This is a genomic window from Rubritepida flocculans DSM 14296 (assembly GCF_000425365.1).
GTDB classification, from domain to species: domain Bacteria; phylum Pseudomonadota; class Alphaproteobacteria; order Acetobacterales; family Acetobacteraceae; genus Roseococcus; species Roseococcus flocculans.
Genome location: NZ_AUDH01000006.1, coordinates 51686 through 67331, shown reverse-complemented (window position 1 = coordinate 67331; position 15646 = coordinate 51686). Strand labels below are relative to the sequence as shown.

Annotated in this window: 10 protein-coding genes and 1 other RNA gene; 3 read left to right on the top strand and 8 right to left on the bottom strand. The window is 75.3% G+C overall.

The genetic code is table 11. The features are described 5' to 3' along the window. Positions 1-333: 333 nt before the first annotated feature. The 3 genes from rnpB to H596_RS0107960 form a co-directional block, all read right to left on the bottom strand. Positions 334-733, bottom strand: an RNA gene (rnpB, locus tag H596_RS22855) — RNase P RNA component class A. 36 nt (positions 734-769) lie between these two features. Further along, positions 770-1453 carry an N-acetylmuramoyl-L-alanine amidase gene (locus H596_RS0107965; protein ID WP_027284433.1) on the bottom strand — a complete coding sequence of 228 codons (684 nt, stop codon included), beginning with the start codon at positions 1451-1453 and terminating at the stop codon, positions 770-772. A 7-nt stretch (positions 1454-1460) separates the two neighbouring features. Beyond that, the gene (locus H596_RS0107960; protein ID WP_027284432.1) at positions 1461-2222 is read right to left on the bottom strand and encodes a TerB family tellurite resistance protein; all 762 of its coding nucleotides are present in this window, start codon (positions 2220-2222) and stop codon (positions 1461-1463) included. Positions 2223-2320: 98 nt separating this feature from the next. Here H596_RS0107960 and H596_RS0107955 point away from each other — a divergent pair, with 98 nt between their 5' ends. The 3 genes from H596_RS0107955 to H596_RS0107945 are packed head-to-tail and all read left to right on the top strand — an operon-like array spanning position 2321 to position 10161. After that, a complete protein-coding gene (locus tag H596_RS0107955) occupies positions 2321-5947 on the top strand; it encodes a hydantoinase B/oxoprolinase family protein (protein WP_027284431.1) in 3627 nt (1208 codons plus the stop codon). Beyond that, on the top strand, positions 5944-8742 hold the full coding sequence (locus H596_RS0107950) for an AsmA family protein (protein WP_027284430.1): 2799 nt from the start codon (positions 5944-5946) through the stop codon (positions 8740-8742). The genes H596_RS0107955 and H596_RS0107950 overlap by 4 nt, the downstream gene beginning before the upstream one ends. Before the next feature lie 24 nt (positions 8743-8766). Then, a complete protein-coding gene (locus H596_RS0107945) occupies positions 8767-10161 on the top strand; it encodes a M20/M25/M40 family metallo-hydrolase (RefSeq protein WP_027284429.1) in 1395 nt (464 codons plus the stop codon). On the opposite strand, the gene acpS is transcribed toward H596_RS0107945, so the two are convergent. From acpS to H596_RS20690, 5 genes are all read right to left on the bottom strand, one after another. Then, complete coding sequence (acpS, locus tag H596_RS0107940) at positions 10162-10581, bottom strand: holo-ACP synthase (protein WP_027284428.1); 420 nt, start codon at positions 10579-10581, stop codon at positions 10162-10164. Then, positions 10578-12860 (bottom strand): RelA/SpoT family protein, encoded by a 2283-nt coding sequence (locus tag H596_RS0107935; RefSeq protein ID WP_245583970.1) that lies wholly within the window; start codon positions 12858-12860, stop codon positions 10578-10580. The genes acpS and H596_RS0107935 overlap by 4 nt, the downstream gene beginning before the upstream one ends. A gap of 7 nt (positions 12861-12867) precedes the next feature. Then, positions 12868-13260 carry a DNA-directed RNA polymerase subunit omega gene (gene rpoZ / locus H596_RS0107930; protein WP_027284426.1) on the bottom strand — a complete coding sequence of 131 codons (393 nt, stop codon included), beginning with the start codon at positions 13258-13260 and terminating at the stop codon, positions 12868-12870. Between the two features lie 93 nt (positions 13261-13353). Further along, entirely contained in the window at positions 13354-13851 is a 498-nt protein-coding gene (folK, locus tag H596_RS0107925; RefSeq protein ID WP_027284425.1) for a 2-amino-4-hydroxy-6-hydroxymethyldihydropteridine diphosphokinase, read from the bottom strand. Positions 13852-13891: 40 nt separating this feature from the next. Continuing rightward, complete coding sequence (locus H596_RS20690; RefSeq protein WP_037300541.1) at positions 13892-15610, bottom strand: ABC transporter ATP-binding protein/permease; 1719 nt, start codon at positions 15608-15610, stop codon at positions 13892-13894. Positions 15611-15646: the final 36 nt, after the last annotated feature.

The window sequence follows — 15646 nt, the reverse complement described above, 5'->3', positions numbered from 1 at the left end:
CCGCCTGGCCGCGCAGGGGGGAAGGGCCGTTCCGCCCCTCCCGCGGCGCGGGAGGGGCAGCGGCCGACGGAGCCCCCCGACCCCGTCGGCTCGCCCGACCAGCCCGTCTGGAAGTGTCTCGCCCCCCCGAGCGCACTCACTTCCCTGGGCTGATCCGGTTGTAGCTGGAGTGATCTGGGCTTTCAAGGGATAATTCTGGGTGCCCGGGCGGTAAACAGGGGGTTACCGCAAGCGAAATCAATCGCTTGATGGAAAAGCGCCGCGAGCCCTCCGCCCGGCCCCTGGCGTGCGCGCGCGCTTCCTCGGGCGCTGTGGCATCTCGGCAACAGGGGGCGGTGCGGGGGGCCTGTAAGCCGGGTTCTGTCCAGCCCTTGCGGGCCTGGGCGACCATTCCTCTGGAGCCGATGTCGCCATCGGCTTCGCGCGGCCAACCCGGAGGGCGGGGCGGGAACCCCCTGCCGCTCAAGCCGGAGCCTGGGCGGCAGCCCTCCCTATTCGGCCTTGCTCCCGGTGGGGTTTGCCGTGCCGCCGCCATTGCTGGAGGCGCGGTGGGCTCTTACCCCACCGTTTCACCCTTGCCCGAGGCGCGGATGCGGCGCGGGCGGTCTGTTCTCTGTGGCACTTTCCCTGGACTTGCGTCCGCCGGCCGTTGGCCGGCACCGTCTTCCCGTGGAGCCCGGACTTTCCTCCAGCGCGGGATCGCTCCCGCGCCAGCGGTCGCCCGGCCCCCCGGCACCGATGCCCTGTTGCGCCCGCGGGGCGCGCCGGGTCAAGCCTCGATGCGCGCGAGCAGCCCCGCCATGCGCGCGCGGGTCTCGGCGTCCGCCACCCCGTCCACCCGCGCGGGCCGCCAGTGGCGCTGGAAGGCGGTGACGAGCACGGGCAGGGGCAGATCGGTGCGGTAGCCGATGCGGCCGAGCAGCGCGCGCGCCTCCTCCTCCGGCGGCGGCGCGGCCGGGGCGGGCCAGAGCCCGATGCCGAGCGCGGCCAGACCCTCCCAGTCGAACAGCTCGCCCGGGTCCTGCTTGCGGTCGGGGGCGATGTCGCTGTGCGCCACCACGTTGCGCGCGGGGATGGGGTGGCGCGCGAGGATGCCGAGGCACAGCTCCGCCACCGCGCCCATCTGCAGCGCGGGGAAGGGGCGGTAGCCCCATTCATGGCCGGGGTTCACGATCTCCACGCCGATGGAGCCGGCGTTCAGCCCCTCCCGCCCCCGCCAGTGGGAGAGCCCGGCATGGCGCGCCCGGCGCTCCTCGGGCACGAGGCGGAACACCGTGCCGTCCTCCTCCACCAGGTAATGGGCGGAGACGCCGGCCGCGGGGTCGCGGAGCCGCTCCAGCGCCGCCGCGCCGCTGCGCATGCCGGTGTAGTGCAGCACGAGCATGTCCACCGCCGCGCCCTCGGGCCGCGGGTCGTGGTTGGGGGAGGGGCGGTCGTGGATGCGCATGGGCATCAGGCCGCTAGAGCCGGCGCTCGCGCTTGATGCGGTCCCAGGCGGCGTTGATCTCGGCCACCTTGTTCGTCGCGCGCTCGATGAACTCGGCCGGCACGCCGCGCGCGGCCAGCGCGTCAGGGTGGTTCTCGCGCATCAGCTTGCGCCAGGCGGCGCGCACCTGCTCGTCGCTCGCGTTCTTCGGCAGGCCGAGCACGGCGTACGGGTCGAAGGCGGGCTCGCCCATCCCCGGGCGCGCATGGCCGTCGCGCGCGCGCTCCCAGGCGGGCGCGTCCAGGCCGAAGCCCTGCTGCACGCGCTGCAGGAAGCGCACCTCCCCGCGCGTCAGCGGCCCGTCGGCCCGCGCGATCTGGAAGAGCGCGGCCAGCACGTCCTCCAGCATGGCGCGGTTGTCGGCGAAGGCCTCGCCCAGCCGGTCGGCGAAGGGTTCGAACTCCTCGGCCGTCTCGCGCGCCTGGTCGAAGAGCTCGGCCACGTCCTTCATGTTCTCGGGCGGGATGCGGAACAGCCGCTTGAAGGCGTCGATCTCGGCGCGCACCACCGGCCCGTCGCATTTGGCGAGCTTGGCCGAGAGCACCACCACCGAGATGGCGAAGAGCTGCTCCTTCGAGCCGAGCAGCGCGGCGAGCTTCGCCGCGTCCGGCGCCATGCGCCGGCGCAGCGCCCCGCTGTCGGCCGCATGGCCCGCCGCCGCGCCGATGACCGCGCCCAGCGGCCCGCCGGTGGCGAAGCCCGCGATGCCGCCGATGATCTTGCCCCAGAACCCCAATCCCGGCTCCCCTCTGATGGGCGGCGGATAGCACGCGCGCCCCCTTGCGCGCCACGGCCCGCCCCGCCAAACCGGCAGCGCAAGGAAGGGATGGACGGATGGCGGGCGGAGGCTGGCAGTTCTGGGTGGACCGCGGCGGCACCTTCACCGACATCGTGGCCCGCCACCCCGACGGGCGCCTGTCCACCGCCAAGCTGCTCTCCGAGAATCCGGGGCGCTACCGGGACGCCGCGGTGGCCGGCATCCGCCAGATCCTCGGCCTGCCGCCCGGCGCGCCGCTGCCCGAGGGCCTCGTCGAGGCGGTGAAGATGGGCACCACGGTGGCCACCAACGCGCTGCTGGAGCGCAAGGGCGAGCGCGTGCTGCTGCTGGTCAACCGCGGCTTCGGCGATCTGCTGCGCATCGGCAACCAGGCCCGCCCGCGCCTGTTCGACCTCGACGTGCGCCTGCCCGCGCTGCTGCACGAGGAGGTGGCCGAGATCGGCGGCAGGGTGGCGGTGGACGGGGCGGAGATCGAGCCGCTCGACGAGGCGGGCGCGCGCGCCGCGCTGCGGGCCGCCCATGCGAAGGGCATCCGCGCCGTGGCGGTGGCGCTGATGCACGCCTGGGCGCATCCGGCGCATGAGCGGCGCCTGGGCGAGATCGCCGCCGAGGAGGGCTTCGCGCAGATCAGCCTCTCCCACGCCGCGAGCCCGCTGCCGCGCCTCGTGCCGCGCGGCGACACGGCGGTGGTGGACGCCTATCTCTCGCCCATCCTGCGCCGCTACGTCGCGCAGGTGGCGGAGGAGCTCGGCCCGCACACCCGGCTCTACTTCATGCAGTCCTCGGGCGGGCTGACCGAGGCCGGACGCTTCCAGGGCAAGGACGCGATCCTCTCCGGCCCCGCGGGCGGCATCGTGGGCGCGGCGCGCACCGCGGCCATGGCGGGCTTCGGCCGCATCATCGGTTTCGACATGGGCGGCACCAGCACCGATGTCGCGCTCTATGCCGGCGAGTTCGAGCGCGCCTTCGAGACCATGGTGGCCGGGGTGCGGCTGCGCGCGCCGATGATGGCGATCAACACCGTCGCGGCCGGCGGCGGCTCCATCCTGCATTTCGACGGCGCGCGCTTCCGCGTCGGCCCCGACAGCGCGGGCGCCGTGCCCGGCCCCGCCGCCTATCGCCGCGGCGGGCCGCTCACCGTCACCGACGCGAACGTGCTGCTGGGCAAGATCCAGCCCGCGCATTTCCCCACCATCTTCGGCCCTGCGGGCGACCAGCCGCTCGACGCCGCGACGGTGCGCGCGAAGTTCGAGGCGCTCGCCGCGGAGGTGGCCGCGGCCACGGGCCAGCCCCGCACGGCGGAGCAGGTGGCCGAGGGCTTCATCCGCATCGCCGTGGCCAACATGGCCCACGCCATCCGCCAGATTTCGCTGCAGCGCGGCCATGACGTGACGAAATACGCGCTGGCCTGCTTCGGCGGCGCGGGCGGGCAGCACGCCTGCCTCGTCGCCGACGCTCTGGGCATGGAGACGGTGTTCCTCCACCCCTTCGCGGGCGTGCTCTCGGCCTATGGCATGGGCCTCGCCGACCAGAGCGCGATCCGCGAGGCGGCGGTGGAACAGCCCCTCGCCCCCGCGGTGATCCCCGCGCTGCGCGCGCGGCTCGCGGCGCTGGAGGCGGAGGGGCGCGCCGAGCTCGCGCGCCAGGGCGCGGACCCCGCCCGGCTGCGCGCCCAGCACCGCCTGCACCTGCGCTATGCCGGCACCGACAGCTTCCTGCCCCTTCCCTTCGCCGCCGACGCCGAGGCGCTGCGCGAGGCCTTCACCGCCGCGCACCGCCAGCGCTTCGGCTTCGCCACCCCCGAGCGCGAGATCGTGGTGGAGGCCGCCCTGGCCGAGGTGACCCTGCCCGGGGAGCCGGTGGCCGAAACCCCGCTCCCGCCCCGCCCGGAGGGCGAGGCGATCCCGGTGCTGGAGCGCGTGCGCGTCTTCATGGAGGGCGCCTTCCGCGAGGCGCCGGTGCTGGACCGCGCGGCGCTGCGCGCGGGCGACGCCATCCGCGGACCCGCCCTGATCCGCGAGGCGATCGCCACCACCGTGGTGGAGCCGGGCTGGGAGGCGCGGGTGAGCCCGCTCGACCACCTCGTCCTGCATCGCGTGGAGGCGCGCGCCGAGGCGCGGCCGGCCGACGCCTCGCGCCCCGATCCGGTGATGCTCGAGCTGTTCAACAGCCTGTTCATGGCCATCGCCGAGCAGATGGGCGTGGTGCTGCAGAACACCTCGCACAGCGTGAACATCAAGGAGCGGCTCGATTTCTCCTGCGCCGTCTTCGACGCGCAGGGGCGGCTGGTCGCCAACGCCCCGCATGTGCCCGTCCATCTCGGCGCGATGGGCGAGAGCGTGCGCACCGTGATCCGCAGCCGCGGGACGACGCTGCGCCCGGGCGACGTGGTGGCGCTGAACAACCCCTACAATGGCGGCACCCATCTGCCGGACGTGACGGTGATCACGCCCGTCTTCGACGAGGAGGGGCGGGAGATCCTCTTCTTCGTCGGCTCGCGCGGGCACCATGCCGACATCGGCGGCCTCACCCCCGGCTCCACGCCCCCCGACTCCGCCACGCTGGAGGAGGAGGGGGTGGTCATCGACGACTTCCTGCTGGTCGAGCAGGGCCGCTTCCGCGAGGCGGAGTTCCGCGCGCTGCTGGCCTCGGCGCGCTACCCGGCGCGCAGCCCGGAGGTGAACCTCGCCGACATCAAGGCCCAGGTGGCCGCCAACGAGGCGGGCGCGCAGGGGCTGCGCGCGGCGGTGCGCGAGCACGGGCTCGCCATGGTGCGCGCCTACATGCGCCATGTCATGGACAACGCCGAGGAGAGCGTGCGCCGCCTGCTCTCCCGCCTGCGGGACGGCCGCTTCGAGACCCGCACCGACGACGGCGCGCCGCTCGTCGTCTCGGTGCGCGTGGACCGGGCGGCGCGCCGGGCCGTGATCGACTTCACCGGCACGGGGCCGGAGCATCCGGGCAACGTCAACGCCCCGCCCGCGGTCACCCGCGCCGTGGTGCTCTACTGCCTGCGCAGCCTGGTGGGCGAGGAAATCCCGCTCAACGACGGCTGTCTCGAGCCCATCGAGATCATCGTCCCGCCCGGCAGCTTCCTCTCGCCCAGCCCCGGCCGCGCCGTGGTGGCGGGCAACACGGAGGTGAGCCAGATGACGGCGAACGCGCTGCTCGCCGCGCTGGACGCCTGCGCCAGCGCCCAGGCGACGATGAACAACCTCCTCTTCGGCGACGCCACGCATCAGTATTACGAGACGATCTGCGGCGGCACCGGCGCGGGGCCGGGCTTCGACGGCGCCTCGGCGGTGCAGACGCACATGACCAACACCCGCATGACCGACCCCGAGATCCTGGAGATGCGCTACCCGGTGCGGCTCGAGGAGTTCTCGATCCGCCGCGGCTCGGGCGGGGCGGGGCGCTGGCGCGGCGGCGACGGGGCGCGGCGGCGGCTGCGCTTCCTCGCGCCCATGCATGCGAGCATCGTCGCCTCGCGCCGCAGCGTCGCGCCCCACGGGCTGCACGGCGGCGCGGACGGCGCGCCGGGCCGGCAATGGGTGGAGCGCGCGGACGGGTCCATCACGCCCCTGCCCGGCCATCGCGGCGAGGCCTGGCTCGCCGCCGGCGATGCGCTGGTGGTGGAGACGCCGGGCGGGGGCGGCTGGGGCGCCCCCGGCGAGGGCGTGTGAGGCGGCGCGCCCTCCTTCTGGGGCTGGTCGCGGCGCTGGGGGGCGCGGTGGCGGCGGCCGCCTGGCTGCTTCCGCCCTGGCTCGACTGGGACCGGCACCGCATCGCGCTGGCCGCCATCGCCTCCGAGCGGCTCGGCCGGCCGGTGGCGCTCACCGGCCCCGTGCAGCTCGTGCTGCTGCCCCAGCCGCGCATCGAGGCCGAGCGCGTCGTCATCGGGGAGGCGGAGGACGACATCCGCATGGCCGCGCGCGGTCTACGCCTGCGGCTGGATCTCGGCGCGCTGCTGCTCGGCCGGATCGAGGTGCGCGAGCTCGCCCTGCTCGGGGCGGACATCCGCCTGCCCTGGCCGCCGGATGCGCTGCCCGGCCTCGTGCCGCCGCGCTGGCTGACGGAGCTGGACGCGCGGATCGAGGACAGCCGCATCCGCATCGGCGGCGCCGTGGTGGAGGGGGTGACGGCGCGGCTCTTCGCCGGCGGCGCATCCGAGGCGCTGACGGCGGAGGGCCGCCTCTCCTGGCGCGGGCGGCCCATGCGCTTCCAGGCCGTGCTGGGCCGGGCGGCGGATGACGGGGTGGGCGCGCTCGACTTCACCGGCGAGGCGGAGGGCGCGACGCTCAGCGCCCGCGGCGCGCTGCTGCCCCAGGGCGGCTTCGAGGGCCGGCTGGAGGCGGAGGGGCCGAGCCTCGCCGCGCTGATGCCCGCCCCGCCCGGCGCGTTCCGCGCCCGGGCCGATCTCGCCGCCGGGGCGGAGCGGCTGGTGGCGCGCAACATGATCCTCGACTTCGGCGGCCAGGCGGTGCGCGGCGCGGCCAGCCTCGCCCTGCTGCCGGAGCCGGAGTTCCGCCTCGCCCTCGCCGCCCCGCGCCTGGACGTGGAGCCCTGGCTCGCCGCGCTGCGCGCCGCGGGCGCCCCGGCCATCCCCACCGCCATCGAGTTCGCCGCCGAGCAGGCCACGCTCGGCGCCCTGCCGCTGCGCCGCCTCGCCGCCGCGCTGCGGGTGAGCGGCGAGGCGCTGAGCATCGCCGAGGCGCGCGCGGAGCTGCCGGGCGGGACGGAGGTGGCGCTCTCGGGCGGCGGCACGGCGGGGCGGCTCGAGCTGCGCGTGCGGCTGCGCGCGCAGGATGCGGCGGCGCTTTCCGAATCGCTCGGGCTTCCGGCCCCGCTGCGCCCCGAGGGCGGCACGGCCGAGGCGCAGTTCCACCTGATGGTCGAGGGGGCGCAGTTCGCCGTCTCGGCGCTGGAGGCGCGCTGGGGGGCGAGCCGCGCCAGCGGCGGGCTGACCTGGCGCGCGGGGCCGCGCCCGGCGCTGGCCGCGGGGCTCGAGCTCGATGCGCTGGCCAGCCCCGCCGCGCCGGCCGAGTGGCTGGCCGCGCTGCGCGAGGCGGGGCAGGGGCTCGACCTGCAGCTTCGCCTGGGCATCGGGCGGCTGCTGCTGGGCGAGGCGGGGTTCGAGCGCGTCTCCCTCGACCTCGGCCGGGAGGAGGGGCGGCTGATCCTTCGCCGCGGCGCGGCCCGGCATCTCGGGCTCGATCTGGTGGCGGCGGGCACCCTGGCGGCGGGGCGTCTGCATGAGCTGAGCCTGGAGGGGGAGGGGGTGGCGGGGCCGCTGCTCGCCCATCTCGGCCTGCCCGCGCCCGGTCTCGCCGCGCAGCCGCTGCGGCTGCGTCTCTCCGGCGGAGGGCCGCTCGAGGCGCTCGCCCTGCGGCTCGAGGCCGAGCTCGCCGAGGCCCGCATCGAGGCGCAGGGCACGCTGGATTCCGGGCAGCGCCGCGCCACGGGCAACCTGACGCTGCGCCACCCGGGGGCGGCGCGCTTCCTTGGCGCGCTGGGCGACGCGCCCGCGCCCGAGTGGCTGGGGCCCGGCTCGCTCTCGCTCGTCGCCGCGCTGAGCCACCGCCCCGGGCGCTGGGCGCTGGAGAGCGGGGAATGGGTGGCGGGCGGGCTGCGCGGGGGCGGCCAGCTCCTGCTCGCGCTGGAGGGGGCGCGCCCGGCGCTCTCGGGCCGGCTCTCCTTCGAGCGGCTGCCCCTGCCCGGGCCGGGGGCGCTGCCGCTCGCCTCGCCGCTCGACCTCGACCTCGCCCTGGCGGCGGAGCGGGTGGAGCCCGAGGGGCTGCCCGCCCTCTCGCGCCTCTCGGCCAGCCTGCGCGCGGACGCCGCCGCATGGCGGCTGATGGAGCTGCGCGCCGGGCTGGCCGGCGGAGAGCTGCAGGCCGCGCTGAGCGTGACGCGGGAGCCGGGCCCGCGCCTCGCCCTCGAGGGGCAGGCGAGCGGGCTGCTGCTCTCGGGCCCGCTTCTCGGGCTTCCGCTCGATCTCTCCGCCGGGACCCTCTCGGGCGGCGCGCGGCTGCGGGCCGAGGGCGCCACGCCCGCCGCCTGGCGCGCCAGCCTGGCCGGCGAAGCGAGCCTCGCGCTGCGCGATGCGGTGCTGACGGGCTTCGACGCCCCGGCCGCCGCCGCCGCGCTCGGCCTCGCCGAGCCGGAGGCGCTGCGCGCCGGGCTGGCCGCCGCGCTGGCCGGGGGGGCGACGCCGCTTGCGCGCGGCGAGGCGCGGCTCGACCTCGACGCGGGGCTGCTGCGCCTGGCCGAGGCGCGGCTACTCGCCGAGGGGGGGCTCGCGCTCGGGCTCTCGGGGCGGGTCGCGCTGGCCGAGGAGCGGATCGATCTGCGCGTGGAGCTGCCCGGCCCGCCGGGCGCGCCGGCGGTGGGCCTGCTCTTCGAGGGGCCCCTCTCCGCCCCGCGCCGCCGCGCGGAGCCGGACGCTTTCCTGACCTGGCGGGCGCAGAACCCGCCATGACCCGCGGCTGAGGAGGCCCGTTCCATGACCGACCCCACCGGGCGCGCCGGCGCCCTCGCCCGCGCCGCGCGCCTGTTCGACGAGGGCGTGCTGAAGCAGCGCCTGGCCGAGCTGGTGGCCATCCGCTCCACCGCCCAGGATCCGGCGCATGAGGCCGAGCTCGGCCGCTATCTGGAGGAGGGGATGCGCCCCTGGCTCGAGCGGCTGGGCTTCGCGGTGCGGGTGCATCCCAACCCCGAGCCCGGCTTCGGCCCCATCCTCACCGCGACGCGCATCGAGGATCCCGCCCGGCCCACCGTGCTGCTCTACGGCCATGGCGACACGGTGCGCGGCCTGGACGAGCAGTGGAGCGAGGGGCTGGAGCCCTGGCGGCTGATCGAGCGCGAGGGCCGCTGGTACGGCCGCGGCACGGCCGACAACAAGGGCCAGCACGCCATCAACCTGCTCGCGCTCGAGGCGGTGCTGGCCGCGCGCGGCGGCCGGCTCGGCGCCAATGTGAAGCTCGTGCTGGAGATGGCGGAGGAGCGCGGCTCGCGCGGGCTTCGGGAGTTCGTGACCGCGCACCGCGCGGAGCTCGCCGCCGATGCGCTCATCGCCAGCGACGGCCCGCGCGTGACGCCTGGGACGCCCACCATCGCCACCGGCACCCGCGGCACCTACCACTTCGACCTGGTGGCGAAGCTGCGACCGGGCGGCGTGCATTCGGGCCACTGGGGCGGGCTGACCACCGACCCCGCGGTGCTCATCGCGCACGCCATCTCCACCATCATGGACCGCGACGGGAAGATCCTGGTGCGCGACTGGCTGCCCCGCAACGGCGTGCCGGCCGAGGTGCGCGCGGTGCTGCAGGGCGCGGAGGTGGCCGGCGGCGGCGAGGCGGCGACGATCGACGAGGGCTGGGGCGAGCCGGGCCTGACGCCCGCCGAGAAGATCTACGGCTGGAACAGCTTCATCGTGCTGGCGATGACGAGCGGCCGGCCCGAGAACCCGGTGAACGCGGTGGCGCCCGATGCGCGCGCCCATTGCCAGATCCGCTACACGGTGGACACGGACCCCGCGGGCTTCGCCCCCGCGCTGCGCCGCCACCTCGACGCGCACGGGCTGCAGCGCGTGGTGATCGAGAATGCCGGCATCCGCATGCCCGCCTCGCGCACCTCGCCCGACCACCCCTGGGTGCGCTGGGCGCGCGAGAGCATCGAGGCGACGCTCGGCAAGCGCGTGCAGGTGATCCCGAACTCCTCCGGCGGGCTGCCGGGCGATGTGTTCGTGGACCATCTGGGCGTGCCGCTCGTCTGGGTGCCGCATTCCTATGGCGGCTGCCAGCAGCACGGGCCGGACGAGCACCTGCTGCCCGGGCCCGCGCGCGAGGGGCTGCTGGCCTTCGCCGGGCTGTGGTGGGATCTGGGCGAGAAGGGGTGATCAGCCCCGCAGGGGCGCGACGGGCACGGCGCTGATGATCACCTGCGCCTGGGCGTAGGGGTATTCGTCGGTCATGGTCAGCGCGATCTCGGCGCGATAGCCGGGCGGCGTGATGGCGGCGAGCCGCGCCGCCGCGCCGCCCGTCAGGCGCAGCGTGGGCTGGCCCGAGGGCAGGTTCACCACGCCCAGATCCTTCATGAACACGCCCTGCGAGAACCCCGTGCCCAGCGCCTTGGCCGCCGCCTCCTTGGCGGCGAAGCGCTTGGCGTAGGTGCCCGCACGGATGCGCTCGCTGCGCCGCTCGGCCTTGGCGCGCTCGGTCTCGGTGAAGACGCGCTCGAGGAAGCGCGCGCCGTGCCGTTCCAGCACCTGCTCGATGCGGCGGATGTCGCAGATGTCGGAGCCGAGGCCGATGATCATCCCCGCGCCCGGTCCACCCGCACCACGCCCTCGCAGGCGCGCAGCACGCCCATCACCTCGGAGAGGTGGCGCAGGTCGCGCACCTCCACGTCGAGGGCGAGGTCGCACTCCTCGTCCTCGCGCCGGCCGAGGCGGATGTTCGTCACCCCCGCCTTCTGCCGCACCACCGCGTTGGCGACGTTGGAGATGAGCTGCGGCCCGTTCACCGCCGCGACGGAGAGGCGCGCCGTGTAGGTGGCGCCGCCCAGCCCCGCCTGCTCCCACTCTACGTCCAGCAGCCGCTCGGGGCTCGCGGCGAAGTTCTCGAGCATGTGGCAGTCGGCGCGATGCACCGTCACGCCCTTGCCGGTGGTGACGACGCCGAGGATGCGGTCGCCCGGCACCGGGTGGCAGCAATGCGCAAAATGGAGCTGCATGCCGGCCACGATGCCGGTGATGGGCTGCACCGGCACGGCCACGCGCCGGCGCTCCGCCCCGCGCGCGGAGGGCGGCGCGCCCAGCCGCCCGCGCGGGGCGATCAGCCCGGTGGGCTCCACCACGCGCTGCGCCCTGCCGCCGCGCAGATCGGGGAAGGCGGCGTGCACCACGTCCCGCGCGGAGAGGCTGCCGGAGGCGACGGCGTGGTAGAGTTCCTCCACCGAGGGCTGGCGCAGCGCCTTGGCGGCCGGCTCCAGCGTCTTGTCGGTGCAGTCGAGCCCGTTCTGCCGGAAGGCCTTGACGATGGCGGTGCGCCCTTCCTCGCGCGCGCGCGCCTTCTCCTCGGCGACCGCGTAGCGGCGGATGCGCGCCTGCGCCTTGCCGGACTTCACGAACTTCATCCAGCCCGGGTTCGGCTTGCCGCCCTTGGCCGTGATGATCTCCACCTGGTCGCCGTTCTCGAGCTTGTGGTCGAGCTTGACGATGCGCCCGTTCACCTTCGCGCCCACGCAGGTGTCGCCCACCTGGGAATGGACGTGGTAGGCGAAGTCCACCGGGGTGGCGCCCTGGGGCAGCTCGATCAGGTCGCCCTTGGGCGTGAAGCAGAAGACGAGGTCGCGGTGAAGCTCGAGCTTCGTCGCCTCCATCGCGTCCTGGGCTTCGGGCTCCGTCTCCAGGATGTCGATGAGCGCGCGCACCCAGGGGTAGCTCTTGGCGCTGGCCGCCGCCTCCGCGCCCTGCTTGTACACCCAGTGCGCGGCCACGCCGTATTCGGCCACGCGGTGCATCTCGCGCGTGCGGATCTGCACCTCGATCTTCGCCTCGGCGCGCTTGCCCGGCAGCAGCACGCCGGTGTGCAGCGACTGGTAGCCGTTGGTCTTGGGCGTGGAGATGTAGTCCTTGAAGCGGCCCGCGATCACCTTGAAGGCGTCGTGGATGGCCCCGAGGGCGAGGTAGCAGTGCGCGCGCTCGGGGACGATGATGCGGAAGGCCATCACGTCCGAGAGCCCCTCGAAGGTGACGTTCTTCGCCTGCATCTTGCGCCAGATGGAATAGGGCGACTTCTCGCGCCCCTGCACCTCCTCGACCGGGACGTTGTGGCGCGCGAGCACCTCGCGCAGCTCCTGCTCGATCTCGGCGATCATGTCGCCCGAGCGGCCGCGCAGCCAGGTGAGGCGCTGGGCGATGGAGGCCCAGGCGTCCGGGTTCAGCTCGCGGAAGGCGAGGGTCTCGAGCTCGGTCTTGAGCTGCTCCATGCCGATGCGCTCGGCCAGCGGCGCGTAGATCTCGAGCGTCTCGCGCGCGGTGCGGGCCCGCTTCTCGGGCTTCGCCACGAAGCCGAGGGTGCGCATGTTGTGCAGCCGGTCCGCGAGCTTGACCAGCAGCACGCGCAGATCCTCGCTCAGCGCCAGCAGCAGCTTGCGCAGGTTCTCGGCCTGCTTGGTGCGCTCGCTCTGCACCTCGATGCGGCTGAGCTTGGTCACCCCGTCCACCAGGCGGGCGATCTCGGGGCCGAAGCGCTGCTCGATCTCGGCGAGCCCGTGCGGGGTGTCCTCCACCACGTCGTGCAGCAGGGCGGTGGCCAGGGTGGCGCTGTCGAGGTGCAGCCCCGCGAGGATTTCGGCCACCGCGATGGGGTGGATGATGTAGGGCTCGCCGTTCTGGCGCGCCTGCTGGGCGTGCGCCTCGGCGGCGAAGCGCCCGGCGCGCAGCAGCAGGTCGGAATCGAGGCGCGGATCGGCCGCCGCGGTGCGTGCGGCGAAGGCGATCACCGCCTCGAGGCCCGGCGGGGAGGCGGTGGCGGCCACCCCCTCGGGGGCGCGCGCCACCGCCGGCAGGGGCGGGGTGGCGCGCATGCTCATGCCGGGGTTACTGGCCGCCGCCGAGCTCGGCGGCGAGCTGGGCCTCGAGGTCCTCGGGGCTGAACTCCTCGGCGCCGGCATCGGCCGGCAGCTCCTCGTTCACGTCCATCACGCCGAAGATGTTCTCGCTGGTGTCGATGAGGTCGAGCACCTCGTCCTCCACCGGCTCGGGCTCCGGCGCGCGGCTGAGGGACTTCACGAGGTCGTTCTCCAGCGCCTGCAGGTCCACGGTGCGCTCGGCGATCTCGCGCAGCGCGACGACGGGGTTCTTGTCGTTGTCGCGCTCGACCGTCAGCGCCTCGCCGCGGCTGATGTTGCGCGCGCGCTGGGCGGCGAGCAGCACGAGCTCGAAGCGGTTGGGAACCTGGAGGATGCAGTCTTCGACGGTGACGCGCGCCATGCGGGGGCCTCGATGGACAGGGGGGCCGCGGCCAGCCGTGCTGCGCCGCGGCGAACCCTTCAGATAAGCGAGGCGGCGCGCCGCTGCAAGCGATCACGCGGCGAGCGGCCGGAGCTCCTGCGGCGGCAGGGCGGCGGCCAGCGTCGCCACATCCTCGCCCGTCAGCGGATGGCGCCAGCCCGGCGCCACCTCGGCGAGCGGCAGGATCACGAAGCCGCGGCCCCGCAGCCGCGGGTGCGGAAGCTGCAGGCGCGGGCTGTCCACCACCGCGCCGTGGTGGTCGAGCAGGTCGAGGTCCAGGGTGCGGGGGGCGTTGGGGTAGGGGCGCTCCCGCCCGAAGCGGGCCTCCAGGGCCTGGAGCGCCTCCAGCACCGCCTCGGGCGGCGCGCTCCCCTCCAGTCGCGCCACCCCGTTCACGAACCAGGGCGCGCCGGGCATGGGCGGCAGCGGCGCGCTCTCCCACCAGCGCGAGAGGGCCACGAGGCGCAGCCCCGGGATGGCGTCCAGCGCGGCGGCGGCGGCGCGGCAGGTCTCGCGCGGGGCGCGCCCGTCCGGGGCGGGCAGGCTCGCGCCGATGCCGATGAGGATCATGCCCGGCGCCTCGCATGCGGCCGCGTGCAGGTCCAGCCCCTCACCCCAGCCGCCCTCCCTCCAGCCGGAGGCTGCGGGTGAAGAAGCCCTCGGGCGGGGCGCGATGGGCGATGGCGAGGATGGCGCTGCCCGGCAGCCGCTCGGCCAGCAGGGCGTGCAGCCGCGCGTGCTGCGCGGCATCCAGGCTCGCGCTCGCCTCGTCGAGGAAGAGCCAGCGCGGACGGTGCAGCAGGGCGCGGGCGAGCGCGAGGCGCTGCTGCTCGCCCCCCGAGAGGCGCTGCGCCCAGGGCTCCTCCGCGTCGAGCAGCGGCGCGAGCTCGGCGAGGCCCACGGCCGCCAGCGCCTCGCGCAGCTCCGCCTCGGCGAAGGCCTCGGGCGCGGCCGGGTAGGCGAGGACGCGCCGCAGCGCACCGAGCGGCAGATAGGGCCGCTGCGGCAGGAACATCGCCCCGCCCCCGGCCGGGGTCTCCACCCGCCCCGCCCCGAAGGGCCAGATGCCGGCCAGCGCGCGGAACAGGGTGGATTTGCCCGCGCCCGAGGGGCCGGTGACCAGCACCCGCTCGCCCGGGGCGAGGTCGAGCGCGCCCTCGGAGAGCAGCAGCCGCCCGTCGGGGCGGGTGAGGGTGAGGCCGCGCGCGCGCAGCGCCTCCTCGGCCCCGGGGACCACCACCGGCCCCGGATCGGCGGCGCGCGCCGCTGCCAGCGCGGCGCGGAACCCCGCGAGCCGCGCCACCGTGGCCCGCCATTCCGCGATGCCCGCGTAGTTGTCCACGATCCAGGAGAGGGCGCCCTGCACCTCGCCGAAGGCCTGGGCCGTCTGGGTCAGCCCGCCCAGCGGGATGCGCCCGGCGAAGAAGCCCGGCGCGGCGACCACGAAGGGAAAGACCACCGCCACCTGCGTGTAGCCCGCGGTGTAGAAGGTCAGGCGCTTGGTCGCCGTCATCAGCTTCCACCAGTTCTCCATCAGCGCGCGGAAGCGGGCGGAGAGGCCCGCCCGCTCTTCCGCCTCGCCGCGGTGCAGGGCGATGCCCTCGGCGCTGTCGCGGAAGCGCACCAGCGCGTAGCGGAAATCCGCCTCCACCCGCTGCTGCTGGAAGTTGAGCCGGGTGAGCGGCCGGCCGATGAGATGCGCAAGCCAGGTGCCCAGCGCGGCGTAGAGCAGCGCCACCCAGACCATGTAGCCCGGGATCTCCACCCCCAGCACCGTCGCCGGCCCCGAGAGCGCCCAGAGCACGAAGAGGAAGGAGAGCAGCGTCACCACGCTGCGCAGCAGGCCGAGCCCGAGCGAGAGGGTGGAGTCCACGAAGAGCTTCGCGTCCTCGGCGAGGCGCTGGTCGGGGTTGTCCGCCCCCGCATCGGTCAGCGCGAGGCGGTAGTAGGCGCGCTCCGCCAGCCATTCGGCCAGCAGCGTCTCGGTGATCCAGCGCCGCCAGCGGATCTGCAGCGCCTGGCGCAGGTAGAGCGCATAGACGGCGGCGAGGATGTAGAGCGCCGCGATCCAGACGAAGCCCGGCATGGGGCCGCTCTCTGTCGGCCGCCAGGCGAAGAGCAGGGCGGAGAAGGCGGCCGCGTCGCGCGCCTCCAGCGCGTTGAAGAACTCGCGGTTCCAGTAGGAGAGCAGCACGCTCATCCCCACCAGCGCGAGGTTGAGGCCGATGACGGCGGCGAGCAGGGCGCGGGCGCGCCAGCGCTCCTCGCTGCGCCAGTAGGGGGCGGCGAGGCTCCAGGCCTCGCCGAGCGGGGTGAGGATGCGGGGCATGGCGGCAGGCTAGAGGGCGATCCGCGAAGGCGGAAT